The organism is Amycolatopsis sp. NBC_00345 (genome assembly GCF_036116635.1).
Lineage (GTDB): Bacteria > Actinomycetota > Actinomycetes > Mycobacteriales > Pseudonocardiaceae > Amycolatopsis.
Map to the genome: position 1 here is coordinate 5402861 of NZ_CP107995.1, position 23181 is coordinate 5426041.

At 71.5% G+C, this 23181-nt stretch carries 24 protein-coding genes; 10 read left to right on the forward strand and 14 right to left on the reverse strand.

All coding sequences use genetic code 11. The features are described from left to right. Positions 1-525 precede the first annotated feature (525 nt). Both OG943_RS24040 and OG943_RS24045 read right to left on the reverse strand, forming a co-directional pair. Positions 526-2271, reverse strand: a complete 1746-nt coding sequence (locus OG943_RS24040; protein WP_328603157.1) for a sensor histidine kinase — start codon at positions 2269-2271, stop codon at positions 526-528. Continuing rightward, complete coding sequence (locus tag OG943_RS24045) at positions 2258-2953, reverse strand: response regulator transcription factor (protein ID WP_328603158.1); 696 nt, start codon at positions 2951-2953, stop codon at positions 2258-2260. Before OG943_RS24045 ends, OG943_RS24040 begins: the two co-directional genes overlap by 14 nt. Before the next feature lie 77 nt (positions 2954-3030). Between OG943_RS24045 and OG943_RS24050 the strand changes: the two genes are divergently transcribed. The 4 genes from OG943_RS24050 to OG943_RS24065 are packed head-to-tail and all read left to right on the forward strand — an operon-like array spanning position 3031 to position 6565. Continuing rightward, a complete protein-coding gene (locus tag OG943_RS24050; RefSeq protein ID WP_328603159.1) occupies positions 3031-3612 on the forward strand; it encodes a hypothetical protein in 582 nt (193 codons plus the stop codon). Further along, complete coding sequence (locus OG943_RS24055) at positions 3602-4717, forward strand: peptidoglycan-binding protein (RefSeq protein ID WP_328603160.1); 1116 nt, start codon at positions 3602-3604, stop codon at positions 4715-4717. Before OG943_RS24050 ends, OG943_RS24055 begins: the two co-directional genes overlap by 11 nt. Beyond that, positions 4714-5406 (forward strand): ABC transporter ATP-binding protein, encoded by a 693-nt coding sequence (locus OG943_RS24060; protein WP_328603161.1) that lies wholly within the window; start codon positions 4714-4716, stop codon positions 5404-5406. The genes OG943_RS24055 and OG943_RS24060 overlap by 4 nt, the downstream gene beginning before the upstream one ends. Beyond that, positions 5393-6565 carry an ABC transporter permease gene (locus tag OG943_RS24065; protein ID WP_328603162.1) on the forward strand — a complete coding sequence of 391 codons (1173 nt, stop codon included), beginning with the start codon at positions 5393-5395 and terminating at the stop codon, positions 6563-6565. The genes OG943_RS24060 and OG943_RS24065 overlap by 14 nt, the downstream gene beginning before the upstream one ends. Positions 6566-6672: 107 nt before the next feature. Here the strand turns inward: OG943_RS24065 and OG943_RS24070 are convergent, their stop codons facing one another. Both OG943_RS24070 and OG943_RS24075 read right to left on the reverse strand, forming a co-directional pair. Then, a complete protein-coding gene (locus OG943_RS24070) occupies positions 6673-7347 on the reverse strand; it encodes an alpha/beta hydrolase (RefSeq protein ID WP_328603163.1) in 675 nt (224 codons plus the stop codon). A 243-nt stretch (positions 7348-7590) separates the two neighbouring features. Continuing rightward, a complete protein-coding gene (locus OG943_RS24075; RefSeq protein ID WP_328603164.1) occupies positions 7591-8490 on the reverse strand; it encodes an alpha/beta fold hydrolase in 900 nt (299 codons plus the stop codon). 359 nt (positions 8491-8849) lie between these two features. Between OG943_RS24075 and OG943_RS24080 the strand changes: the two genes are divergently transcribed. Beyond that, positions 8850-9758, forward strand: coding sequence for a universal stress protein (locus OG943_RS24080; RefSeq protein ID WP_328603165.1), 909 nt, complete (start codon positions 8850-8852; stop codon positions 9756-9758). On the opposite strand, the gene OG943_RS24085 is transcribed toward OG943_RS24080, so the two are convergent. Both OG943_RS24085 and OG943_RS24090 read right to left on the reverse strand, forming a co-directional pair. Further along, positions 9701-10051 (reverse strand): hypothetical protein, encoded by a 351-nt coding sequence (locus OG943_RS24085; protein WP_328603166.1) that lies wholly within the window; start codon positions 10049-10051, stop codon positions 9701-9703. The two genes, OG943_RS24080 and OG943_RS24085, sit on opposite strands and share 58 nt — an antisense overlap. Before the next feature lie 397 nt (positions 10052-10448). Continuing rightward, positions 10449-11009 carry an ester cyclase gene (locus OG943_RS24090; RefSeq protein WP_328603167.1) on the reverse strand — a complete coding sequence of 187 codons (561 nt, stop codon included), beginning with the start codon at positions 11007-11009 and terminating at the stop codon, positions 10449-10451. 173 nt (positions 11010-11182) lie between these two features. On the opposite strand from OG943_RS24090, the gene OG943_RS24095 reads away from it, so the two are divergent. The 3 genes from OG943_RS24095 to OG943_RS24105 all read left to right on the forward strand — a co-directional run bounded on the left by OG943_RS24095 (position 11183) and on the right by OG943_RS24105 (position 13289). Then, a complete protein-coding gene (locus tag OG943_RS24095) occupies positions 11183-11857 on the forward strand; it encodes a TetR/AcrR family transcriptional regulator C-terminal domain-containing protein (RefSeq protein WP_328603168.1) in 675 nt (224 codons plus the stop codon). Positions 11858-11923: 66 nt separating this feature from the next. Next, a complete protein-coding gene (locus OG943_RS24100) occupies positions 11924-12739 on the forward strand; it encodes an 8-oxoguanine DNA glycosylase OGG fold protein (protein WP_328603169.1) in 816 nt (271 codons plus the stop codon). 76 nt (positions 12740-12815) lie between these two features. After that, entirely contained in the window at positions 12816-13289 is a 474-nt protein-coding gene (locus OG943_RS24105) for a flavodoxin family protein (protein WP_328603170.1), read from the forward strand. A 206-nt stretch (positions 13290-13495) separates the two neighbouring features. Here the strand turns inward: OG943_RS24105 and infA are convergent, their stop codons facing one another. From infA to OG943_RS24120, 3 genes are all read right to left on the reverse strand, one after another. Next, the gene (gene infA, locus OG943_RS24110; RefSeq protein ID WP_328603171.1) at positions 13496-13720 is read right to left on the reverse strand and encodes a translation initiation factor IF-1; all 225 of its coding nucleotides are present in this window, start codon (positions 13718-13720) and stop codon (positions 13496-13498) included. A gap of 35 nt (positions 13721-13755) precedes the next feature. Further along, complete coding sequence (locus OG943_RS24115) at positions 13756-14550, reverse strand: GNAT family N-acetyltransferase (protein WP_328603172.1); 795 nt, start codon at positions 14548-14550, stop codon at positions 13756-13758. A gap of 219 nt (positions 14551-14769) precedes the next feature. After that, the gene (locus tag OG943_RS24120; protein WP_328603173.1) at positions 14770-16305 is read right to left on the reverse strand and encodes an FAD-dependent monooxygenase; all 1536 of its coding nucleotides are present in this window, start codon (positions 16303-16305) and stop codon (positions 14770-14772) included. 195 nt (positions 16306-16500) lie between these two features. On the opposite strand from OG943_RS24120, the gene OG943_RS24125 reads away from it, so the two are divergent. Beyond that, positions 16501-17292: a PIG-L family deacetylase gene (locus OG943_RS24125; protein ID WP_328603174.1), complete on the forward strand. Its 792-nt coding sequence runs from the start codon at positions 16501-16503 to the stop codon at positions 17290-17292. A 263-nt stretch (positions 17293-17555) separates the two neighbouring features. Here OG943_RS24125 and OG943_RS24130 read toward each other — a convergent pair whose 3' ends face one another. After that, the gene (locus OG943_RS24130; protein WP_328603175.1) at positions 17556-17954 is read right to left on the reverse strand and encodes a RidA family protein; all 399 of its coding nucleotides are present in this window, start codon (positions 17952-17954) and stop codon (positions 17556-17558) included. Positions 17955-18100: 146 nt separating this feature from the next. On the opposite strand from OG943_RS24130, the gene mtnA reads away from it, so the two are divergent. Next, a complete protein-coding gene (gene mtnA, locus OG943_RS24135) occupies positions 18101-19072 on the forward strand; it encodes an S-methyl-5-thioribose-1-phosphate isomerase (RefSeq protein ID WP_328603176.1) in 972 nt (323 codons plus the stop codon). Here the strand turns inward: mtnA and OG943_RS24140 are convergent. Genes OG943_RS24140 through OG943_RS24155 form a run of 4 tightly spaced genes read right to left on the reverse strand, consistent with a single transcriptional unit; the run spans position 19069 to position 23180 of the window. Then, on the reverse strand, positions 19069-20136 hold the full coding sequence (locus OG943_RS24140) for an MSMEG_0565 family glycosyltransferase (protein ID WP_328603177.1): 1068 nt from the start codon (positions 20134-20136) through the stop codon (positions 19069-19071). The two genes, mtnA and OG943_RS24140, sit on opposite strands and share 4 nt — an antisense overlap. Beyond that, positions 20137-20967 (reverse strand): carbon-nitrogen hydrolase family protein, encoded by an 831-nt coding sequence (locus OG943_RS24145; protein ID WP_328603178.1) that lies wholly within the window; start codon positions 20965-20967, stop codon positions 20137-20139. It abuts the gene before it with no gap. Next, positions 20968-21798, reverse strand: coding sequence for a carbon-nitrogen hydrolase family protein (locus tag OG943_RS24150; RefSeq protein ID WP_328603179.1), 831 nt, complete (start codon positions 21796-21798; stop codon positions 20968-20970). After that, entirely contained in the window at positions 21795-23180 is a 1386-nt protein-coding gene (locus OG943_RS24155; protein ID WP_328603180.1) for an MSMEG_0567/sll0787 family protein, read from the reverse strand. Before OG943_RS24155 ends, OG943_RS24150 begins: the two co-directional genes overlap by 4 nt. Between the last annotated feature and the right edge of the window lies 1 nt (position 23181).

Consider the following 23181-nt stretch of genomic DNA (forward strand, 5'->3'; position numbering starts at 1 on the left):
CGAACAGGCCGTCTTCACCGACGAATTCGCGCACTCGTTCCACCGCCAAAAGTGACCCTTCGCAGGTCACAGCGCCAAAAGTGGGCCAACTCCACCCGCACCGGCCATGAAATGCCGCATCGGGCAATAGGATGGACGTCTCAATTCTTGGACCTTGCCCAAAACATCTTTTGCAGACGGGCAATTGTCGTCATGTTTCTCAACGTCCGCTCATGCCGCATACAACTCGGGAGTGGCTGATCGCGGCTGTGGCAGGATTCGGCTATGGGCATGCCGCGGCCGTTGACCGAGGCGGAGCGGGCGGTGCTTGGCCTTCTGCTGTCGGTCGAGTTCGATGGGGTCGCCGAGCTCCGTCAGCAGGGGGACGAGCCCGCGTGCGAGATCCTGTTGTTCCTGGAGGCTGGGTGCCTGTCGTACCTGGAGCTGGTCTGCTATAGCGACTTCGCGCCGTCCGGTCATCCGCATACCGCACAGGCGGTCATGCCGAATCGCGGATCCTCACCGCACTCCGGCCCCCGGCAGCGGTCAGCGGTGCCGGGGGCCGGACCGCGGTAGCCGCAGGGTGAGCACCGCGCCCTCCCCCGAGCCGGCGGCGACCACGCCGTCGTGGGCTTCGACCAGGTGCCGCACGATGGCCAGGCCCAGGCCGCTGCCCCCGGTTCGCCGGGCCCGGGACTTGTCGGCACGCCAGAAGCGGTCGAACACGAACGGAAGGTCCTCGGCCGCGATGCCGGTCCCGGTGTCGGCGACCTCGATCACCACCTGGTCGCCGTCGGCCGCCGCGCGCACCGTCACGCGCCCGCCCGGCGGCGTGTACCGCAGCGCGTTGGCCACGAGGTTGCCGATGGCCTGGCGCAGGCGCACCGGATCGGCGACGAGCACGAGGTCCGGGTCGTCCACGGTCGCGGTGAGGGCGACTTCCCTGGCGTCCGGTGCGTGCGCGGCGACGACCTGGTCGACGAGGTCGGCGACGAGCACCGTTTCGGGGTGTATCCGCAGCTGCCCGGCGTCCGCGTCCGAGATGTCCCGCAGGTCCTCGATGATGTGCTGGAGCAGCACCGTGTCTTCCAGCAGGGAGTGGGTCAGCGCGCGGTCCAGCGGCAGGTGCCCGTCCTCGGCGGCTTCCAGCCTGCCGCCGATGGCGTTGAGCGGGTTGCGCAGCTCGTGGGCGATGTCGCTGATCATCGTGCGCCGTTGCTGCTCGGTCTGCTCGCGGCGCTCCACCAGCGTGTTGAACGCCGTTGCCAGGTAACCGATCTCGTCGCGGGAGGTCACGGCGGCCCGTTGGTCCCGGCGCACGGCTTCGGTCAGCGCGCGCAGTGGCCTGGCCAGTCTGGAGGCGAACGCCACCATGACGAGCATGGCCAGTCCGACCACGCCCAGCGTCACCAGGACGATGCGTTCGGCGTTCGCGGTCGACAGCGGGAACGCCTGCTGGGGCTCGCCGTCCTGGCTGAGCACGAACAGCAGGGCCGGCGGTGCGACGTACCCGGCCAGCTGCTCCCGGCGGCCGGAGTCCACACAGGACTTCGCCGGCTGAGTCTGGTTGCCCGTCACGACGAATCCGAGCGTGACCACCGCGGACTCGCTCGCATGCTGTCGTTTCAGGCAGGTGGTGACCAGCGCGTTCACCTCGTCGAGCGCCCTGGCCTCGGTCGGGGTGGGCTGGTCCAGCGCACGCGTGTCGCACTTGGTGGGCACGAAGCCGCCACCGGGCGGGCTGACCACCGGGCGTCCCGACGGCAGCTCCCGCACCTCGGCGGGAATCCGGTTGTCCTGCAAGCAGAATTGCTCTTCGGCGGCCGCGGTCTGCAGGCTGACGCGTTCGTCCGGAGTCAGCGCGTACGGTCCCACCGCGCGGGGATCGATCCCGCTCGGCGCGGTGTCGGGCACCAGCACCGGGTCCACGTGCAACGGGTCGACCACCGCGCTGGGCTGGGCCGGCAGGGTGTGCGCGCCACTGCCGGAGTCCGCGATCGGCGTGCGCGCCGCAGTCGTCAGCACGATCCGCCGCCCGGCCTTCGCCGCCACCAGACGCACGGTGTCGCCGACCTCGTTCCAGTCGCGGTTCTTCGCCGCGTAGCCGATCAGCTCGTCGTAGGTGGACGCGTCGCCGGACAGCGCTTGGCCCTGCTCCTGCCGGATCGCGCGGGTGGTGCCCTCGACCGCCAGCCACGCGGTCGCGGCGATCGAGCTGACCGCGATCAGCGCGGAGACCGCCGTCAGCCGGACCACCAGGCTCCGGCGGCGGGCGAACCTAGCCGGCGGCATCGGTGAGCTTGTAGCCGACGCCGTACACGGTCACCAGGCGGGTCGGCCGGGCCGGATCGCGCTCGATCTTCCGGCGCAGGTTGAGCACGTGCACATCGATGATCCGGGTCGTGACGTAGGCGTCCGTGCCCCGGGTCAGCTCCAGCAGCCGGCCGCGGGTGAACGCCCGGCCCGGCTGGGCGGCGAACACCTCGAGCAGGGCGAACTCGGCGTGCGTGCACTCGACCGGACGCCCGTCGACGTGGACTTCGTGCCGCGTCGGGTCGACGACCAGATCCCCGGCCCGCAGCACCGCGCCGGGGCCGGTCCGCGGTCCGGACCGGCCCCGGCGCAGCAACGTCCGCACCCTGGCCACCAGTTCGCGGGGCCGGTAGGGCTTGGTCAGGTAGTCGTCGGCGCCGAGGTCCAGGCCGCGCAGCAGGTCGTACTCCGAGGCCCGCGCGGTCAGCACCAGCACCAGCACGTCGGACTCGGTACGCAGGGCGCGGCAGACGTCCAGGCCGTCCATCCCGGGCAGCATCACGTCGAGCACCAGCAGATCGGGCCGCTCGGCGCGGGCCTGGGCCAGCGCGTCGAGCCCGTCGTGCACGACCGCGACGGTGTGCCCTTCGTCTTCCAGGTACAGGCGGATCACCTCGGCCTGCTTGGGGTCGTCCTCGGCGACCAGCACACGGGAGGACATCGCCCCAGCCTAGCGGCCCGACAGCACTCGAACAGCGTCTTAACCGGACACTCATAACATTCCTCGACGCTGTCCTCATGAGGATTTTCCCCCTGAGGCTCGCACTGTGCCTGTGCGCGCTCGCGGTGCTTCCCGCCACCGTCTCGTGTGACAGCCCGGCCGCGCCGGCACCGGGCGTGGCCTCCTTGCCGGCCGTCCAGGCCCTGGCGGGCCCCGGCGCCGCGACCACCACGTCCACTGTGGACCGCCATCCGCAGCAGACCCTCAACACCACCGACGCCGAGTGGTGGGGCTGGATCCAGACGTACTGGAAATGCCTCGAGGACCATGGCGTGCCCTTCGGGGAGAAGTCGCCGGGCGTACTCGCGCCCAAGAGCAACGACGCCACCGTCCGCGGCCGGAACCCGGCCTACACCGGCGCGTTCGACCAGTGCGACCCCATCAAGCCGCTGCCTTCGCCGGAGCTGTCCCCCGACACCAATCCGCACTACCTGGACGGCTACCGCAAGGAGATCGCCTGCCTCAACCAGCACGGCATGAAGGTGACCCCGTTGCCCGGCGGTGGCGGCTGGAACTACGACGGCCGGCCGACGCTGTCCGCCGACCAGCAGTCCAAGATCGAGTTCGACTGCCGCAAGGATGCCTACAGTGCCCGGTAAGGCAGCCAAGATCGCCCTCGCCGCCGCCTTGGTCGTGGTGGCGGCCGGGGCCGGCGTCTGGTGGTTCGGCGACGCGCCTGGCCGGCCGTCGGCGGCGGCGCCGGCCGCGCCCAGCACCACGCAGGTCCGCCGGACGGACCTGTCCACCAGCACCTCCACCGCGGGGACGCTCGGCTACGGCGACACCCGGATGCTCAAGGGAACCAGCTCCGGCGTGGTGACCTGGCTGCCCGCGACGGGCACGACGGTGTCCCGTGGCGAGCAGGTCTACCGGGTCGACGACAAGCCGGTCACGCTCTTCGTCGGCGGCATTCCCTTGTACCGCAAGCTGGACGCGGCCGGCCTGGTCGGCAAGGACGTCAAGCTGGTCGCGGACAACCTCGCCGCGCTCGGGTACGTCATCGGCGCGCAGCCCCGGGCCGGCACCAGCGCCGGCTCGCCGCCGGTCAAGGTCGGCGTGGGCGAGGCGGTCCTCACCCAGCCGCTGATCGAGGCGGTCAAACGGTGGCAGACCGCCAACGGCGAAGCGGCCACAGGTGTGGTGGACGTGGCTGACGTCGTCGTGTTCGGCGGGCCGGTCCGCGTCGGCACGATCCACGCGCAACTCGGTGACCCCGCGACGAACCCGCTGTTCGAAGTGAGTGCCACGACCAGATCCGTCACCGTGCAGATCGACGCGGCCGACGTCGGATCGCACAAGACCGGGGACAAGCTGACCGTCACGATGCCGGACGGGAGCACCACCGGCGGCACTGTCGGCTCGGTGGGGGCCACGGCCAAGGGCGGCGACCAGTCCGCGGGCAGCGGCAGCGGTGGCGGCCCGGCGGCCGCGCAGCAGGTGCAACTGGTCGTTTCGCTGGACGATCCGGCCAAGGCCGGCGCACTGGACGCGGCGTCCGTGCAGGTCGTCTTCCCGTCCGCGAGCAGGAACGGCGTGCTCGCGGTGGCGGTCGGCGCGCTGCTCGCCGTGAAGCAGGGCGGTTATGCGCTGCAACGCCCCGGCGGCGCTCTCGTGCCGGTCACCACCGGGCTGTTCGCCCAGGGTCTGGTGGAGGTAAGCGGTGCGGGCGTGACCGACGGCATGACGGTGGTGACGGCGTCGTGACCCCGGTGCTCGCCGTGCGCGGCGTCGGCATGACCTATCCCGGTGGCGTGCGCGCGCTCGACGGAGTCGACCTGACGATCCAGCCGGGCGAACTGCTCGCGATCGTGGGCCCGTCCGGCTCCGGCAAGTCCACCCTGCTCACCGTGATCGGCACGCTGGACCGGCCCACGTCCGGCACGGTCGAGGTGGACGGCCAGGACGTCTCCACCCTGCCGGACCGCCGGCTGTCCGAGCTGCGCGGCCGTCGCATCGGCTTCGTGTTCCAGCAGTTCCACCTCATCGACGGCTTGAGCGCGACCGCGAACGTGGCCACCGGCCTGCTGTACGCCGGGGTGCCGCGCCATCGCCGCCGGGCACTGGCGCTGGCCGCGCTGGATCGCGTCGGCCTGGCCCACCGCGCGGAGCACCGGCCCAGCCGGCTCTCCGGCGGGGAGCGGCAACGCGTCGCGATCGCCCGCGCGCTGGTCAAACGGCCCGCGCTGCTGCTCGCGGACGAGCCGACCGGCGCACTCGACACCGCGACCGGAGCGGCCGTGCTCGATCTGCTGACCACGCTCAACCGGGAGGGCACGACCATCGCCGTCATCACCCACGACCGGGACATCGCCGCCCGGCTGCCCCGCCGGCTGGAGATCCGCGACGGCCGGGTCCGCCGCGACACCGGGGCGGTGCGCCGTGCGCCTGCGTGACCTGTTGTCCGTGGGACTGCTCGGCCTGCGCACGCGCAAGGCCCGCGCCGCGCTGTCCGCGCTGGGCATTTCCATCGGCATCGCCACCCTGGTCCTGGTGACCACGATTCCGGCGTCGAGCCGGCAGGCGTTGACCGAGCAGCTTTCCGCGCTGGGCAGCAACGTGCTCGAGGTGTCCTCCCCCACGCAGCTCAACCCACCGGTACCGCTTCCGCCCGAGTCCGGCACCATGGTGCGCCGGATCGCCCCGGTCACCGAGGTCCGGGCGGTGGGAAAGACGAAAGCCCAGATCACCCGGTCCGATCACTCGGATCCGGCCGAGGTGACCGGAGTGAGTGTCCAGGCCAGTGATCTCGCGCTGTTGTCAGTGGTCCGCGGGCACCTCGGCTCCGGGCGGTTCCTGGACGCGGCGACCGAGCACTTCCCCACCGTCGTGCTGGGCGCGGTCGCCGCCTCACGGCTGGGGTTTCCCTTGCTGGCCAAGGGATCGGCACCCCAGGTCTTCATCGGCGGGGTCTGGTTCACGGTGGTCGGCGTGCTCGACCCGATGCCGCTCTACCCGGAACTGGAGCGGTCGGCGCTGGTGGGCTGGGACGCGGCGCGCGGCTATCTCGGGTTCGACGGCCATCCCAGCCTGCTCTACGTCCAAGCGGTCGACTCCGCGATCGAGGACGTGCGGTCGGTACTGCCCGGCACGGTCAACCCGGAGCGCCCCGACGCCGTGCAGGTGACCAAGCCCTCCGAGGCGCTGGCCGCCAAACGCGCCACCCAGACCACGTTCTCCGCGCTCCTGCTGGGACTGGCCGCGGTCGCGCTGCTCGTCGGCGGCATCGGGGTGGCCAACACGATGGTGATTTCGGTGCTGGAGCGCCGCAACGAAATCGGGCTCCGCCGGGCGCTGGGCGCTACCCGCGGGCACATCCGTGGCCAGTTCCTCACCGAGGCGGTCGCCCTTTCCGGGCTGGGCGGCGCGCTCGGCCTGGTACTCGGCGTCGGCGCGGCCGCGGCCTACGTGCTCCGTCAGCACTGGCCGCTCGTGGTCCAGCCCGAAACCCTGATCGGCGGCCTCGCCGGCGCACTGCTCATCGGGGCGTTCGCGGGGGTCTACCCGTCCATGCGCGCGGCCAGGCTCACCCCGACCGAGGCCCTTGCCCTGTGAACCGTTTCCTCCCAGTCACGGGCTCGCTCTCCCGGCCTAGCCGTGTACGCTGCTGCGCGCGTCGGCTGGAATCCCACGTTCTCCTCGACCTGTGCCGACAGCCGGGCTCAGTTGCCGTCGCCCGCTCGCCGACGCTGGATCAGATCGGCCACGGCGGCCGGGCGGCTCAGGTGGGGCGAGTGGCTGGTGTCCCACATTTCCGTGCGAGAGCAGCGCCCGGCGAAGCGGTCCGGAAGCGGAGTCGCGATGGTCCGGTCCTGCTGCCCGCGGAGGTAGATCGACGGGGTGTCCCGCCAGCTCACCCGAGTAGGTGTGGCGTCGAAGATCGACGGAGGTTCCGGGCGCAGCAACTCCACCGCACGCGTGGCGGCCGGTTCGTCGACGTCGCCGTAGAGCTTCGCCCGGGCGTCGTCCGGATCCAGGCGAAGCCGCCCGTCCACGTCCGGCAGCGCGAGCAACCCCTCGCCGGGCTCGCCGGGAGTGTCCGCGAGCACCTTGGCCGGGGACTCATCGACGTCGAGAATCCAGCTGTTGAGGAAGATCAACGCGGCGGCACCACGGACCGTCCCAGCGGCGACACCCCCGAACGAATGCCCCACCACCACCGGCGGCTCCGACGAGCCCGAGACGATGGCCTCGACCTTCGCGGTGCTCTCGGCGAGCGACAGCTCGTAGAGGTCGGGCACCTCCACGGACAGAGCCCGGGCGCGCAGCAGCTCGGCGAGTTCGGCGTAGTGAGCGGGCTGGTGCCAGGCTCCGTGAAGGATGATCACGTCAGTCACTTCCGCACGTTACCGCTCATTCCCCGGCCGACGCCACGTACTGGGCATGGCCGGAGAACGTGCACGCCAGACCTCATCGACTTCGCTTGTCAGCCGGATTCCCGCACTTGCGCGAGCTTGGCCGGCCCGTTCTCGGTCAGCGAGATCAGGCTGACCCGTCGCTGCGCCAGCCCGGCAGATGAGGATTCCTCGAACCCCGTTGGTACACACCACCAGGTGAGACAACGGTTCCTGGTCTCAACGCTACGAGCCCGGACCGGTTGTCAGCTCCGGCCGGTCTGGGGAAGGCGACGCTTGCGAAGTGAACGCGGCCGACGTCATCGAGCTGACTCCCGACGGCGGCGCCATCACCCGCGTCGCGGCCTGGTTCGATTCCGCACAGCGACCGAGGTGACCGTTCCGGCGTGGTCGACGATCCCGATTTTGCCGGGCGGCCACGGGCTGACGCTGGCCCGCGGTCAGCGGCACGTCAGGATCGGGTCCGGCCGCGCGGACCTCGCCGAACAGCCGCGGAAGGTTCATCGGCTCCCGCAGCGACTGCCGGAAGCCCTCGCGGCCGTACCCCCGGTCCAGCAGCGGTTCGCGGATCGCTGCGGGCCAGCCGGCGAGTGCCCGGCCGAACGTGGTCCGGTACGCGGCCCGCATGACGTCCAGCTGCTCGGGCGGGAACACATCGCCGGTTTTCACGTCCCGCAGCCGCTGCGCCTTTTCCTCCGGCAGGTAGCCGACGATGTCCTCGTGGGTCGGGTCGAGCAGGACCAGGCCGGCGACCTCGCCGGGGAATCGCTTCGCGTAGAGGCGCGCGTACAGGCCGCCGAGTGAATGCCCGACCAGAACATGCGGACCGGGCACGGCCGTGACGCGCAGCAACTCGTGCAGATCGTCGGTCACTTGCGTGCCACTGCGCGGCAGATCCACGCTGTCGCTCCAGCCCAGGCCGAGCCGGTCGTAGAGCACGCTCGTGGTGAACTCCGCGACGAGGTTGTGCACGTTCCAGTAGTACAAGCCGGACATCCCGCCACCGGCGAGGAACACGACAGCCGGCCCGCCGGTGCCGGACCGGTGCAGCAACATCGCACCGCCCGAGACCTCGTGGCGTGTCCCCAAAGGGGCCCCGGCCGCATCCGTCACGTCGTCCACCATGCTTTGGCACTCCTGTCGCCGGAAACCCGGTCAGCGCGTCAACGCCGACGGCCGTTCCGCAACCGAGGAAGCAGGCCGGCGTGGGCCAGTGTCCCTCAGACAGGTCGTCGAAGGCGCGTGCGTAGCGCCGCAGCGGCGCGTGGGGTCACGACGACTGGCAGGCACACCTCACACCCGCTATCGGCGCATTGCCGATGCCGCAAAGGTTTCTGAGGCGAAGCCCCCAGCGGGGCGGGCCTTGGTGCCGGTTCGCCGGACGGGAGGTCACCCACCGGGGTCGTGATCCCGCGCCGCCGGGGGCGTTCAGTGCTTTACTCGGCTGGGGCGTCCGTCCCGGACACGGAAAGGCGGGAACTCGGATGGCGAGCTCGGCGACAGACCTGGTGGTCGGGGTCGACGGATCGGAGCCGGCGTTGACGGCGGCCCGCTGGGCGGCGCGCACCGCCGCGACGCGCCACCGCGGGCTCCGGCTCGTGCACGCCACGGAGGAACTGCCCGTGGCCTATCCGCACGCCGGTGGGAATTTCGACGAACTCTACGAACTGGTCGGCGCGCGCGGGCAGCGTCTGCTCGAAGCGGCCCGGGCCGCCGTGGCCGAGGTCGCGCCGGACCTGACCCCCGAGGTCGTGCTCCGCCCGGAGCAGCCGGCCGAAGGACTGCTCGCCGAGTCGGCGACCGCGGCGATGATCGTGCTCGGCACACCCGATCAGTCGGCGGCCGCCCGAGTCCTGCTCGGCTCGGCGTCCCAGGCGCTGGCGGCCCACGCGGAGTGCCCGGTCGCGCTGATCCGCCCGCACGTCGCCGAGGACGAGCCGCCGACCGAAGGCCCGGTGGTCGTCGGCGTCGACGGCACCCCGGCGAGTGAGCACGCCATCGCGGTGGCGTTCGACGAAGCCTCCTGGCGAGCCGCGCCGCTGATCGCGGTCCACGCCTGGCACGACACGTTCCTGGCCGGCGTCTTCGAGGAAGGCCGCCGCACGATCGACGGCGACGCGATCGAGCAATCGGCGAACGAGCTGCTCGACGAGCGGCTGGCGGGGTGGCAGGAGAAGTATCCGGACGTCCACGTCGAGCGGCTGGTCCAGCGGGGGCGCCCGGCGCAGGCCCTGCTCGACCTGGCCGACCGGGCGCAACTGCTCGTGGTGGGCAGCCGCGGCCGAGGCGGCCTGGCGTCGCTGACCCTGGGCTCGACAAGCCAGGCGATGATGTCCTACGCGCTCTGCCCCGTGGTGGTCGCCCGCGGCGGGACCCAGCCGGCGGCGAAGTAGGCGATCGGGCCGATCACCGGGGCCGTGACGTAGCACGAGTGCGCTTGCCCGCGAAAAGACGCTCGAACGGTTGAGCCAGGGGACGAAACCGCGGACATACCCTTGAAGAACATGATCATCTTAATCGGCCGGCCGTCGACAAACATCAGGTCGAGGCCTTTCTGTGACGCCGCGGCCGATTTGGCGCCGCGTGGGAACATCGTTTCTCGTAGCTCCCAGGTGAGCCCGGCCGGCAGCGCGTGGATCGGCCGGGGCTGGATGACGTCGTCGCACTCGCGGATCAGGTCGGTCACGGCCGGGATACTCGCGCAGCAGCCCCGCACGGACGGATTCCGGGTCGTGCCAATCGATGCCGCTGTCGGCGGCCCAGTTCTCGGGGACGCGCAGGCCGCAGCCGAGCGCGATGGTGTTCCCGCCGTGCCCGCCGATGTACTCCTCGTCCGCGGCATCCTCGCGCGAGCGCAGCCCTAGGGCGCGTCTGACCAAGGTTTTGTCCGCCTGAGCCGCGCTACTACGCTGCCCGATCCCCGTTCCGAGAGTTGCAGGCGGCAAGGATCAGCGCGCTGGCGCGACCATACCTGTTGGGGGATCGGGCTCCTTCCCGCTTGGCGTCACCGGGCAACCTTCCTGCGCAGCCCTTGATGCCAGGCGTGCTGTATCCCTTCGAGGATCTCGCCTGACGCGCCGCCGTCAGGCGGACAGGTCCGGCGGGGTGGTGTCGAGCAGGCGCGGATCGGGCTGTTCGCCGGACATGGACAGCAGCCCGATCACGGCGCGGCCGAGGGTGAGCAGGTCGCGGGGGTTCTTCTTGTCCAGGCCGCCGATGAGCTGCTTGAGCACCGTGAGCTGGTCGAAGTAGATGCGCTCGGTGACGAGGTTCTCGTTCTCGTCGAACAGGAAGTAGGCCGTCATCCTGGTGCGGTGCTTGGCTTTCGTCGGCGGGATCTTGCCGAAGTAGCCGAGATGGGTGCCCCGCAGCCAGAACTCGACGATCACGGCGTCGTGGCTGTGCCGGATCGCGATGATTTCGTGGTCCTGGTCAGGGAAGGCGACGCGGGTGTCGTGGTAGTAGCCCCGCACCTCACTGTCCCCGTCGTGGACGGTCATCGACGCGATCAGCTCGTAGTGCGGATGCGGGAACGTGGACAAGGTCTGGTCCCAGTCCTGACGGACCTCGTCGGTGAAGTGGTCGAGGACCAGCTTCTGGCGGGCACGCAGTACGTCCTCGGACGGAAAGGTGAAGGCGGACACGGGTTCTCCTGATCAGGGCGTGGACGGTCGGGTGGGTGACGTGGCCACGGGCGGGATGCCGCCATCACCCGGCGCCGCGAAACCTACACCGTAGGAATATGTCGGAGACCGTATACCTACGGTGTAGGATTTGTCCACCGCTTCCGTCCGGAACGCGGGAGGAGGAGGCGCACATGGTGGACGGCAAGCCCCGGCGCGGTCGCCCGGCGGGCGGCAAACCGGTTCTCACGAAGGAGCGCATCGTCACCGAGGCGCTGGCGATGGTCGAGCAGGACGGCCTCGACGCGGTCACCATGCGGGGGCTCGCCCGGCAGCTGGGCGTCGACGCGATGAGCCTGTACCACCATGTCGACAACCGGGAAACGCTGCTCAACCAGATCACCGAGCTGGTGCTCGCCGGTATCGAGTTACCGCCCGGCACCGGAGTGTTCCGCGACGACGTGCACGCGATGGCCCAGGCGTTCCGCCGGGTCGCGCTTCGATACCCGCACTGCGCGCCGCTGGTTCTCACCCGTCAGCTCGGGTCGTTCGCGGCCCTGGCCCCGGTCGAGGCAGTGCTGTCCACCCTGCGCGACGCGGGCTTCCCGCCCGATTCCGCCGTGCACGCCACAAGATCGGTGCTGGCCTTCGTGATCGGCAGCCTGCTGCGCGAGGTCTCCGCGGGCCCCACCTTCAGCGGCGACGACCTGGGCGGCGTCGAGCGGCGCTTGGCCGAGCTGAAGGCCGCCGGCCTCCCGCGCGTCGTCGAGGCGGCGCCGCACCTGGCCGTCTGCGATCACGAGGAGGAGTTCGAGTTCGGGCTCGACCTGCTGGTCGCGGCCTTGGAGCTACAACTGCGAGCGCCGTAACCTGAAGCCCCGGCCGAAGGGGAACGCGTGGCAGCCAATCAGCGAGAGACGCCAGTTCCACCGGCGTTGACCAGTGTCGTCCGGCAATGGCGGGAACACGGTGAGCCGCCTCAACCGGCTTCCCGCTGGTCCCGCGACCCCTGGCTCAAGCTGTTCCCGGGTCATCACGCGTTCCTCGACGCCCTGCCCGACGGCATCGATCGGGCCGAAGCCACCCGCCACGCAGAGCGCGCCGTGACGCCGGAGGGCGCCGAACTGGCGTTCCTGGTCGCGATGATCTGGGGATACGGGCGGGTCGGTTACGGCGCCTGGCGCACCGCCCGCGTGCTGGCCGAGAATCCGCACGCCGTCGAGCGGCTGGCGGAGGTGGCGCTGGTCGCGCGGGATCACGGCGGGCGGGCGGCGTTCCGCAACCTGGCCGACGAGCCGCTGCGGTACCTGGGCGTGGCTTTCGGTACCAAGTACCTGCGGTTCGTCACCACCGCGCAGTCCCCCGACCACGCCAGTGCCCCTATCCTGGACGCCGTCGTGCGCCGCTGGCTGGCGACGCACGCCGACCTGCGCCTGAACATCAACGAATGGCGGCCGGACGTCTACGAACAGTACGTCGACTTGTTGACGTCGTGGTCCACGAAGCTCGATCTGGCCACGGACACCGTGGAGGAACTGATCTTCCGGTCGGCCATCAGCCAGGACGGGTCCGCACAATGGGCCGAACGATGGGCGGGCTCCGACGAGCCGGCCACGCCCACGGGGAAGGCGCAAGCCACGCTCCTCGAACTCGAGCGGCTGTTCGACACTGCCGATGCCGGACCCGCGGAGGAAGCCCGACCCCACCTGGACGAACTGGCACAGATCATCCAACGAGGCTGGGCCGATTGAGACGCAACAGTGTCACGTTCACCGCTCGGGCGATGTCCTGGAGGCGTGACATCAAGGAAGCGAAGGGGACGCCGTCATGAAGGCCGTCATCGTGTGCACCTCAGTGTCGCACGGCAACACCAAGAGGATCGCCGACGTCATGGGCCAGGTCCTGGAGGCCCCGGTAATCGCCCCTGATCAGGTCGACCTGGCCGAGCTCGCCACCTGCGACCTCGTGGGATTCGGCTCGGGGATCTTCCTGGGGTCCTTCCATTCGCAGTTGCGCGAGTTCGTCCGGTCACTCCCGGAGGAGCGGCGAAGCAAGGCGTTTGTGTTTGCCACCAGCGGTTTTCCCGAAGCGCGGTTCCAGCGCTTCTCCCGTCCCCTGGTACGGCTTCTCGAGCAGAAGGGCTTCGAAGTGGTCGACACCTTCTCGTGCCGCGCGTTGGACACTTATCTTCCGTTCAAGCCCATCGGCGGTATCCGGAAGGGCCGACCCGACGCTGCCGATCTGGAGGCGGCACGCTCCTTCGCCGAGAGGCTGCGGGCCCGGACGGGTGCCACGTCCTGACCGAAAGTCGAAGGTACTCGTGCAGCGCGGCGCCGTATCCCTCGCGCTCGGCATCTGTTCCGGTGCCCTGGATGTTCTGCGCGTCCGCGTAGGCCAGTGCGAACCTGCGGCGGTCATAGGTGCACATCTCAGCAGTCTGAGGAACCACGTGCGCGCACCCGGCCGCCGCCAGGCCCGGGGACCTGACGACGGCCGGCCGGCGACAGCTAGTTGCGGTACCGGAAGAGGATCCGGCCGCGGGTGAGGTCGTACGGGCTCAGCTCCACGAGCACCCGGTCAAACGGCAGGATCTTGATGTAGTTCCGCCGGATCTTCCCGCTGATGTGCGCGAGCACCTTGTGCCCGTTCTCCAGCTCCACCCTGAAGGTGGCGTTGCGCAAGCATTCGACGACGGTGCCCTCGATTTCGATGGCGCCTGCTGTTGCGGCCATGTTCTCCAAACTCTCGACTCGGGAAATGCGGGGTGTCAGCGGAGCACCAGTTCCAGGTTGCTGCCCGCGCGCCGGGCGCCGACGCCTTCGAACAGGGCCAGGGCCGCCGCGTTGGATTCGTTCACTTCGGCCGATGCCGCGGGGTGCCCGGAACGGTGCAGCGAGCCCAAAACCTCGGCCAGCAGCGCGCGGGCGATACCTCGGCGGCGCAGGTCGGAGCGGACGGCGATCAGCCCGATCCGCGGCTGCCGGAACGCCACCACCCGCGCCAGCCCGACGTACTGATCGGATTGGGCCGCCACCGCGTACTTCGACGGGTCGACCACGGTGTCGCCGTCCGGGCGGACCAGGATCTCGGTCGGCATCTCGTGCCAGCCGACGGTGGCCTCGACCTCGTCGCGGATCACGCGGTCCACCGCGCGCAGCGGACCCTCTTGCGCCTCGCCGACGGGCACCACCGTCACGTCCGACGGCGGAAACGCCGAACCGAGCCCCGTGACCTGGGGGTCGGTGGGCACGAGGTACTCCCACTCGCGGCGCCGGGTCGTGAAGCCGGCTCGCTCCCACTGGGACGTCAAGTCGGCATCGGCCTCGTCGACCACTGTGTACAACGGCCTGGGCAGGTCCGGCAGCATCGCCTCGGCGAGCTGGTCGAAAACCTCGCGGTGCCACGCGTCGATGCTGAGGAAGATCCGCCCGTCGGGCCGCGGTGAGGCCTCGCCGCGGCCGACCACCCGGTCGTCCTCCAGCGCGTGCCAGTGCCGCTGCGCGACCCGCGTGATCAGCACGGCGTGCTCGCCGGTGCTTGAAGAGAAATGCAGGGATTCCATAAGACGGCGCCTTTCGGGATTGCCTGATCAAGGCGCTCCCGGCGACAGCTACGTCGATCGCCCGACCGTGACGACGAGAGGGAGCACCCATGCAGATGCAGCGTTCATGGGTCTCACCTCCTCGCACGATGTCACGGTCCCCGGCACGGTATCGGGCCGGCGCCGTCCCGCCAAACCATTTTCCGGCCGCCCCGCCTTCGCCGTGCGTGACGGCCAAGTTCAGCGAGTCACCGTCTCCCCGGGTGCGCCGAACCAGCCGGAGAGCGCCTCTCGCAGAGTGGGTACGGCGGGCTCGTCGATCGTTGCGGCCCAAGCGATGTGGGCGTCCGGGCGGATCAGGAGGGCGTCGGCGGGCCGGTCCTCGGTCTTGGCGGTCCGGACGTCGACGCGGTGCTGCCAGTCCCGGGCGGCCTCCCGGATTTCGGCCCGGCCGGCGAGGTCGAGCAGGACGGGACGGGCGGGGCGCATGAGTTCCGCGACGCTGGTCGTCCCCTGATCGGTGTGCAGGGTGAGGTCGGGCGCGAAAGTCCCCGCCAGTGCGTGGTGCCCGGCACCGGGCGTCGGGTAACGGATGTCGGCGCCGGCGATCAGGGCGGCCATGCGGCGCAACGGCTGCTCGTCGGCGACCAGTTCCTGGAAGACCTCCCGAAGCGCGTCGGCGGCCGCGTCCTGCCCGCGCCGCAACGCCACCTGCGCCCGGGTGTGCAGCAGGGTCCGCGCGCCGGCGCTTCGGCGTTCCCGGTCATGGGTGTCGAGCAGGCCGTCCGGTGCCCAGCCGTGGACCTCGGCGGCCAGCTTCCAGGCCAGGTTGACGGCGTCGAGCAGACCGGCGTTGAGCGCGACGCCGGTGGCGGGGAACTGATGCGCCGCGTCGCCGGCCAGCAGGACCCGCCCGTCGCGGTACCGTTCGGCCTGACGGGCCTGGAAGGTGTAGCGCGACAACCGGTTCGGCTCGCCGAGGGGAAGGTCCGCGCCGAGCACGCGGCGGATGCTGTCCCCCAGCTCGGTCAGGGTCATCGGCACGTTGTCGTCGTATTCGGCCGACTCGTCTTCGGTGGTCTGGATCATCAGCCCGCCGACGGTGAGCCACCCGAAGGCGAACACACCGTGGTCCGTCCGGGTGAAGCCCGCGGGGAGCCGGCCGATCCCGGGGACGTCGAGGTCGCCGTTGTCCAGCCGGGTCACCGAATCGGGCAAGGTGAGCTGGCCCAGCCGGTTGACCTCCGGGTAGGTGGTGCCGGGGAAGCCGATGCCGGCGCCGGCGCGGACCCGGCTGTGCCCGCCGTCGCAGCCGACCAGGTACCGGGCGGTCACCTGGTACGGCCCGTCCGGGCCGCGCACTTCGGCGGTGACGGCGGCGGCGTCCTGGCTCACCCCGGCCACCTCGTGGCCACGGCGGATGTCCACGCCGAGCTCGCCCGCGCGCTCGTCGAGCACGCGCTCGAGCCGCGGCTGCGGGATCCCGATACCCCGCAACGGGGAGTCCGCCAGGTTCGAGAGGTCCAGGTGCACCCCGCCGAACGGCACCGCGAACCCCTGGCGGCCGGGCTGCGTACCGGCCGCTTCGGCCCGGTCCAGCAGGCCGCGGTAGCGCAGCAGGTCCAGGATCTGCCCGCCGAGCCCGTTGGCCCTCGGGGTCTCCCTGATCTCCGGCTGCCGTTCCAGCACCAGCGGCCGCACCCCGGCCAGGCTCAGTTCGGCGGCCAGCATCAGCCCGACCGGCCCACCACCCACCACGATCACGTCGACGTCCATCGCACTCCCGTTTCCCCAGGTTCCGGCTTCGGTGGGCGATCTTGCGGCATCACCCGGGTCTTGCCGCAAGCCCGGGGGTGCGCTATAAGTTGGAAGAGGGAAGGGGCCGGGCGCTCCTTCCCTTTGTCGTCTCTTGTGGACGGCCCGGCGGCCATCGCGGCGGTTTTGTCGGTGGGTACCGGTACCTTCGGGGGCATGGCAACACTGGTGACGTTCCACGCCCACCCGGACGACGAGTGCATCGTCACGGGCGGCGTGATGCGCAAGGCCGCCGACGAGGGGCACCGCGTCGTGCTCGTCGTGGCGACGCGGGGCGAGGTGGGCGAAGTGCCCGAAGGCTTCCTCGATGACGGGGAGGAGCTGTGGGAGCGGCGCGTCCGGGAGGCGCACGCCGCGGCGGAGGTGCTCGGTGTGAAGCGCGTGGAGTTCCTCGGCTACCGCGACTCGGGGATGATGGGCGAGCCGACGAACGACCTGCCGGGCACGTTCTGGACCGCGTCCGTGGACGAGGCCGCCGAGCGGCTGGCCGCGATCCTGCGCGAGGAGTCCGCCGACGTGCTCACGGTGTACGACGACTACGGCAACTACGGCCACCCGGACCACATCCAGGTCCACCGCGTCGGCGTGCGGGCCGCGGAGCTGGCCGGTGTCCCGCGCGTCTACCAGGCGACCACGAACCGTGACTACATGCGCCGCGGCATCGAGGAAGCCGTCAAACGAGGCGACATCCCCGCCGAGGCGATGCCGGACCCCGACGACCAGCGGATGGGCAAGCCCGAAGCCGAGCTCACCGCCGCGGTCGACGTCACCGCCTACCTGGACGCCAAACGCGCCGCGATGCGCGCCCACCCGAGCCAGATCAGCGAGGACTCGTTCTTCCTGGCGATGCCGGAGGAGGCTTTCCGGTTCGCCTTCGGCACGGAGTGGTTCATCCGGGAGGGCCAGGGGCCGGGGATCACGGAGAGGGATTTGATGGCTGGTTTGTGATGCGCCCGGTACGGCGCTGGCGCTTCGGGAGAAGCTGGGGTGCGGGCGCAGCTGCTGTGGGACAGGCTGCGGTGTAAGCGCTGCTGCCGCAGAGCAATCTGCGGCCGCCGCGCAGTAAGGGCAGGGCAGCAGTGCCAGGCAGTGCAGCCCAGCGCAGGGGTGCCGGGCAGGCCAGGGCAGCGCCGGGCGGGCCCGGGTCGGGCGCTGCAGTGCCGCGCCGGAGCGTCAGGCGACCGTGGTGGGTTCGGAGGTGAGCGGCAGTCTCAGGCGAGCGCGGCGGTCACGTCCAGTTCCACCAGCTGCCCCGGGTACCCGAGCTGCGCGACGCCCAGCAAAGTGCTCGCCGTGGTGAACGCGGTGGCGATCTCGGAGGTGGTGAAGCGGTCCCAGACCGCCGACAGGGTGGCGCGATCGGACGTGACCACGTAGACGACCGTGCGCACCACGTCGTCCGGGGTGGCGCCGGCTGCGGTGAGGGCGGTGGCCGTGTTGGCGACGACCTGGTCCACTTGCGCGAGAACGTCTCCAGGCACCACGGTGGCATCCGAGGCCAGTGGGCATTGACCAGCCAGGTACACGGTGCGGCGGGCCTCGGTGGTGGTCACGTGGTGGTAGCCGGGAGTCGCGTGCAGGGTGGGCGGGTTCTGCCGTCGGATCGTCACCATCGGCATCCTGGCCGAACCGCCGGGGCCGGACCACCGGATAACCGAGCCACCGGATACCGACCACGGAATCACCGAGCCACCAGGCCAACCGCGCCACCCGGGCCAACCAGACCGCCAGACAAACCGAGTCAACGGAGGAGACCATGCGCCGGACAGTCGACTGGGTCGACGGCACCATCGAGATCATCGACCAGGTCGCGCTGCCGGGCGAGTACCGCACGCTGCGGCTGCGGACCGTCGACGAGCTGATCGACGCCATCCGGCGGCTCGCCGTGCGCGGGGCGCCCGCATTGGGCGGCGCCGGGGCGCTCGGGGTGGCGCTCGCGGCGTTCGCCGGCGGGGGCGTCCGGGCCGAAGCCAAGCGCATAGCCGAAGCGCGGCCCACCGCAGTAAACCTCAGCTGGGGCGTCGCCCGGGCGCTGGCGAAGCTGGACGACGGGGCCGAAGCCGTTCTCGCCGAGGCGCTTGCCGTGCTGGACGAGGACGAACGGCTCAACCGCGCCGCGTCCGCCCATGCGGCGGAGGTCGTGCTCGGTGCCTGCGAACGGCGTCCGTTGCGGTTGCTCAGCCACTGCAACGCCGGGCACCTCGCGACCGTCGCGTGGGGTACCGCGCTTGGTGTCGTCTGGCATCTGCACGAGCGTGGGCTCGTGGAGTCCGTCCTGGTCGACGAGACCCGGCCGTTGCTGCAAGGCGCGCGGCTCACTGCGTGGGAGCTGGCGCAGGCCGGAGTGCCCTACCGCATCCAGCCGGACGGCGCGGCCGCCGCCGCGATGGCGCGCGGGCTGGTCGACTGCGTGCTCGTAGGCGCCGACCGCATCACCGCGAACGGCGACGTCGCCAACAAGATCGGCACCTACGGCCTCGCCATCGCCGCGGCGCACCACGGGGTGCCGTTCGTGGTCGTCGCGCCGTCGTCCACTGTGGACGAGTCGCTGGCCACCGGCGCGGACATCGTGATCGAGGAGCGCGCCGCGGACGAGCTGACCTCCTTCGGCGGACTCCGCGTGGCCCCCGAAGGCGCCCAGGTGTTCAACCCCGCCTTCGACGTCACGCCCGCCGGCCTGATCACCGCAGTCGTCACCGAGCACGGCGTCCGCGTCCCGAAGTCCTAGACCACAGAACCCGGCAACGACCGGTAGAACTCCCGATGCGCCTCGGCCGCCGCTGACCACGTATAGCGATGAGCCAGAGCCAGCCCGGCCGCCCGATCCTCCGGGCCGGCCGAAAGCGCGGAACGCAGAGCCACCGCGAACTCCACGGGCGTCGAGGCGAAGCGGGCCACCCCGTCGAAGACCTCGCGCAGGACGGGGAGGTCGCGGGTCACCACGGGGACTCCCGCGGCCAGCGCCTCCATCGCGGCCAGGCCGAAGCCCTCCTTCGTCGAAGGGAAGGCGAACACGGCCGCCGAGCGCATCAGCGAAGGCAGCTCGTCATGCGGGACCGGGCCGAGGACCACCGGGTCCACGCCCAGCTCAGCGGCGCGCTTTTCCCACCGCGAGCGGTAGTCGCGGTAGTCGAACAGCGTCTCGCCGCCCGCGACGACCAGGCGCAGGTCCGGTTCGTCCAGCCGGGCGAACGCCTCCAGCAGGTCCAGCGAGCCCTTCCGCGGCTCGATGCCGCCGACAGCCAGCACATAACGGCCCAGCCGCGAGCGCCAGTCGCCGTAGGAAGCCGAGGCGAACCGCGAAGCATCCACGCCGTTGGGGATCACCGTGGCGCGGATCCCCCAGCCCGCCTCGACCTCCGCGGCCACCGAAGCCGAGACGCACACGTGCGCGAACGGCGCCACGATCGCCCGCTCGTGGCACGCCGCCAGCTCCGGCGTGGTGAACGTGTCGAGGTGGTGCACCGTCCGCACGCACCGGTCCACGGCGTTGGCCGAGATGCAGTCCTGCGCGTGCACCACGCCGTACTCCCCTGGCGTGAACGCCTTGCGCAGCACCGAAATCGACCGCAGGATCCGCGAGCCCACCGACTCATCCGCAACGTCCGGGAACGGCACGATCGACAGCCGCACGCGCGGGTCCACCGGCCGGAAGAAACCGCTGTCGCCACCGCGGCCCAGCGTCCACACCGTGACGTCCTCGCCGAGCGCGGCCAGCGCCTCGGCGAGCGCCAGGGTGTGCACGACGCCGCCGCGCGGCTTCGTCGAGTAGCTCAGCAAGGCGATGCGCATTCAGCCCTCCCGGTAGACCGCGGGTTTCCGTTCCCCCAGGTGGTGCAGCACGCGCCGGGCGTTCGCGAGCTCCTGCGCCACGTCCAGCTCGGCCACCGCGATGCCCGCCTTCGACCAGGTGCGCGCCAGGATCTCGCCACCCGGCCCGACCACCTTCGCCTGGCCGAGGAACCGCATCCCGCCCATCGCCCCGGTCTGGTTGGACGACACGAGCACCACCTGGTTCTCCGCCGCGCGGGCGCAGTCGTACAGGTCGAACAGCCGCGACTGCCGGTCCTGCGCCATCCGCGGCGCGCGGTTGGTGATGCTGGTCGGCCAGGCCGACAGGCACGCGACGACCTCCGCGCCGTCCACCGCGAGCGAGCGCGCCGCCTCGGGGAACGTCTTGTCGTAGTCGATCAGCATGCCCACCCGGCCCACCGGCGTGTCGAACGCGGCGAAGGAGTCACCCGCCTCGTACGCGACGCTCTCGCCCGGCGGCTGGTGCACTTTCCGGTGCCGCCCCAGCACTCCGTCGCCGGTCACGCAGACCGCCGCGTTGTAGCGCCGCGGCCCGTCGGCCTCGCAGTAGCCGACGCACACCGTCATCTCCGCGGCGAGCGACCGGATCGTCTTCAGCTCCGGGCCGTCCGGGTCGAGCGCCGGCGGCAGCGCCTCGGGGTCCGGGTGGCGCAGGTCGGCGAGGTAGCCGCCGAGCGCCGCGTCCGGCAGCACCAGCAGGGCCGCGCCGGACCGGCGGGCGTGGTCGATGAGCGTCGCGATGCGCCGCAAGTCGAACTCGAGGTCGCGGCCGAAGTGCGCGGCCACGGCGGCGATCCGGATCTGCCCCATTCACGCGACACTAACCGGGTACGCGTCGGGCCGTCGGTCGGCCAGGTGCGCCATCGACCGGCGCGCCGTGGCCAGTGCCAGCTCGACGTCCAGTTCGGCGATCGCCAGCCCCTCGCCGACGCCGGTGTCGGCGAGCACCTCGCCGCCCGGGTCGACCACCTTCGCGCCCGCGACGAACCGCAGGTCGCCGAAGGTGCCCGACTGGTTCGCCGACAGCCAGACGATCTGGTTCTCCAGTGCGCGGGCCCGGTCGAACAGGTCGAACCGGCGCTTCCAGCGGTCCTCGGCGAGGTCCGCGCTCGGGTGGGTGCGGCTGCCCGGCCACGCGGACATGCAGACCACGATCCGGGCGCCGTCGAGCGCGAGCGCCCGCGCCGACTCGGGGAACGCCTTGTCGTAGCAGATCATCATGCCCAGCCGGCCCACCGGCGTGTCGAACGCCGCGAAGCCCTGCCCGGCGCCGTAGCTGGCGTTTTCCGACAGCGGCTGGTGCACCTTGCGATGGTGGCCGAGCACGCCGTCGCCGCTGACGCAGACGGCCGAGTTGTAACGGCGGTCCCCGTCGCGCTCGCAGTAGCCCGCCGTCACCACGAGGTCGCCGGCGATCGCGGCGAGCCGCCGGATCTCGGGGCCGCCGGGGTCCAGCGCGGGCGGCCCCTCGGCCTCGCCGTCGAGGTTCACCAGGTAGCCGCCGAGCGCCGCCTCGGGCAGCGCCAGCAGCGCCACGCCCTCGGCGCGCGCCTCGGCGACCAGCTTCTCGATCCGGGCGAAGCCGGCTTCGACGTCCCGGTCGAACGGCGCCGCCACCGCGGCCATCCGCACCACGCTCATGACTCTCCCAATCCGGTGACCCCGCCGGTGACGGCCGGGGTCAGCTCACCATCCGGCCAGCGCAACGTCACGCCGGAACCGGGCACCAGCTCTCCGCAGGCCGCGGTGACCGCGGCCTGCGCGGGGGCGGGCGCGCCCGCCGTCAGCATCGCGAACCCCGGGAAGCAGGTGAGCCAGTCGCCCACCGTGGCCGCGACCGGCCGGGGCACGCTCGCGACGTCCAGCACCGCGCCGCAGCCCGAGGCCTCGGCGAGCATGCCGAGCGAGCCGGCGATCCCGGCCATGGACACGTCCTTCGCCGCCGCGGGCCGGGCCCGCGCGACCGCGCCCACCAGGTCCCGGAGCTCCGGGGTACGCCGGCCGCTCGTCGAGTCCCACTGCCGGCCGGTGTAGCCCGGCCGCCAGTGCCCGCTGAGGTCGGCGGTGAGCCAAACCCGTTGCCCGGCAACACCTCCGCCGCCGGGAACCGGGTCGGCGGTCCGGCCCAGCGCGGTGACCGACAGCGACGCAGGCACGCCGAACTGCGTGTGCCCGCCCAGCACCGGCACGCCGTACGCCGTGCTCGCCCGCCGCAGTCCGGAAAGGACCCGCGAGGCGAACGACGCGTCACGCGCACCGAGCGCGTCGAGCAGCGCGACGGGCTCGGCGCCCATCGCGGCCAGGTCGTTCACGTTCACCAGCACCGAGCACCAGCCCGCCCACTCCGGGTCGCGCTCGACCATCGACGGGACGATCGCGTCGCACGCCGCCACGAGGTCACTGCCCGGCACCGGCACGCCGTCGTCGCCGACGAAGCCCGGCACACCGGTGAGCCCACGCAACAGCGGGCCCAGCGAGCCCTTCGCCGAACGGGCCAGCGCGGCGATCCGGCCGATCGGCCAGCGCATCAGCACGTGGTCCGTGCCCGCGACGGTGACCGGACGGACCGTCGACCACCCGAGGCGGCCGAACATCCGCTCGTGCCGCGCCTGCACGGTCGCCTCGAACCGCAGCGCGCCCTCCGACTCGGCCCGCGCGCAGGCCGCCCGCACCAGCGCCGTCCCGGTTCCGCGTGGGCTGCCCGGCGCGACGACCAGCCGGCCGCCCTGCCACCAGCCCAGGTCCGGCCCGTCGTCGACCGGGCCGAGCCGGACGCCGCCGAGCACGGTGCCCGCGGCGTCGCGCGCGACGAGGACCACGGTGCGCGGGTCCGTGTCACGGTCGTCCAGGTCGTGCCGGTCGAACAGGCCCTGCCGGTCGACGAAGGCCTCGTGGCGCAGCGCGTGGTACTCCGCCAATCCACCACGGGTCAGTCCATTGTGGTCGGCCGGCTCGACGTGGCAGCCGGGCCGGGCGGCGACGCTGCGGACGTCGCCCAGCAACGCGAGGATGTCGTGGTCCACG

What these genes read in the sequence shown, in the direction of transcription:
- OG943_RS24040 (WP_328603157.1), bottom strand. Translation starts at nt 2,271, where the DNA reads ATGCCGCCGGCTAGGTTCGCCCGCCGCCGGAGCCTGGTGGTCCGGCTG.
- OG943_RS24045 (WP_328603158.1), bottom strand. Translation starts at nt 2,953, where the DNA reads ATGTCCTCCCGTGTGCTGGTCGCCGAGGACGACCCCAAGCAGGCCGAG.
- OG943_RS24050 (WP_328603159.1), top strand. Translation starts at nt 3,031, where the DNA reads ATGAGGATTTTCCCCCTGAGGCTCGCACTGTGCCTGTGCGCGCTCGCG.
- OG943_RS24075 (WP_328603164.1), bottom strand. Translation starts at nt 8,490, where the DNA reads ATGGTGGACGACGTGACGGATGCGGCCGGGGCCCCTTTGGGGACACGC.
- OG943_RS24080 (WP_328603165.1), top strand. Translation starts at nt 8,850, where the DNA reads ATGGCGAGCTCGGCGACAGACCTGGTGGTCGGGGTCGACGGATCGGAG.
- OG943_RS24095 (WP_328603168.1), top strand. Translation starts at nt 11,183, where the DNA reads ATGGTGGACGGCAAGCCCCGGCGCGGTCGCCCGGCGGGCGGCAAACCG.
- OG943_RS24105 (WP_328603170.1), top strand. Translation starts at nt 12,816, where the DNA reads ATGAAGGCCGTCATCGTGTGCACCTCAGTGTCGCACGGCAACACCAAG.
- infA (WP_328603171.1), bottom strand. Translation starts at nt 13,720, where the DNA reads ATGGCCGCAACAGCAGGCGCCATCGAAATCGAGGGCACCGTCGTCGAA.
- OG943_RS24115 (WP_328603172.1), bottom strand. Translation starts at nt 14,550, where the DNA reads ATGGAATCCCTGCATTTCTCTTCAAGCACCGGCGAGCACGCCGTGCTG.
- OG943_RS24120 (WP_328603173.1), bottom strand. Translation starts at nt 16,305, where the DNA reads ATGGACGTCGACGTGATCGTGGTGGGTGGTGGGCCGGTCGGGCTGATG.
- OG943_RS24125 (WP_328603174.1), top strand. Translation starts at nt 16,501, where the DNA reads ATGGCAACACTGGTGACGTTCCACGCCCACCCGGACGACGAGTGCATC.
- mtnA (WP_328603176.1), top strand. Translation starts at nt 18,101, where the DNA reads ATGCGCCGGACAGTCGACTGGGTCGACGGCACCATCGAGATCATCGAC.
- OG943_RS24140 (WP_328603177.1), bottom strand. Translation starts at nt 20,136, where the DNA reads ATGCGCATCGCCTTGCTGAGCTACTCGACGAAGCCGCGCGGCGGCGTC.
- OG943_RS24145 (WP_328603178.1), bottom strand. Translation starts at nt 20,967, where the DNA reads ATGGGGCAGATCCGGATCGCCGCCGTGGCCGCGCACTTCGGCCGCGAC.
- OG943_RS24150 (WP_328603179.1), bottom strand. Translation starts at nt 21,798, where the DNA reads ATGAGCGTGGTGCGGATGGCCGCGGTGGCGGCGCCGTTCGACCGGGAC.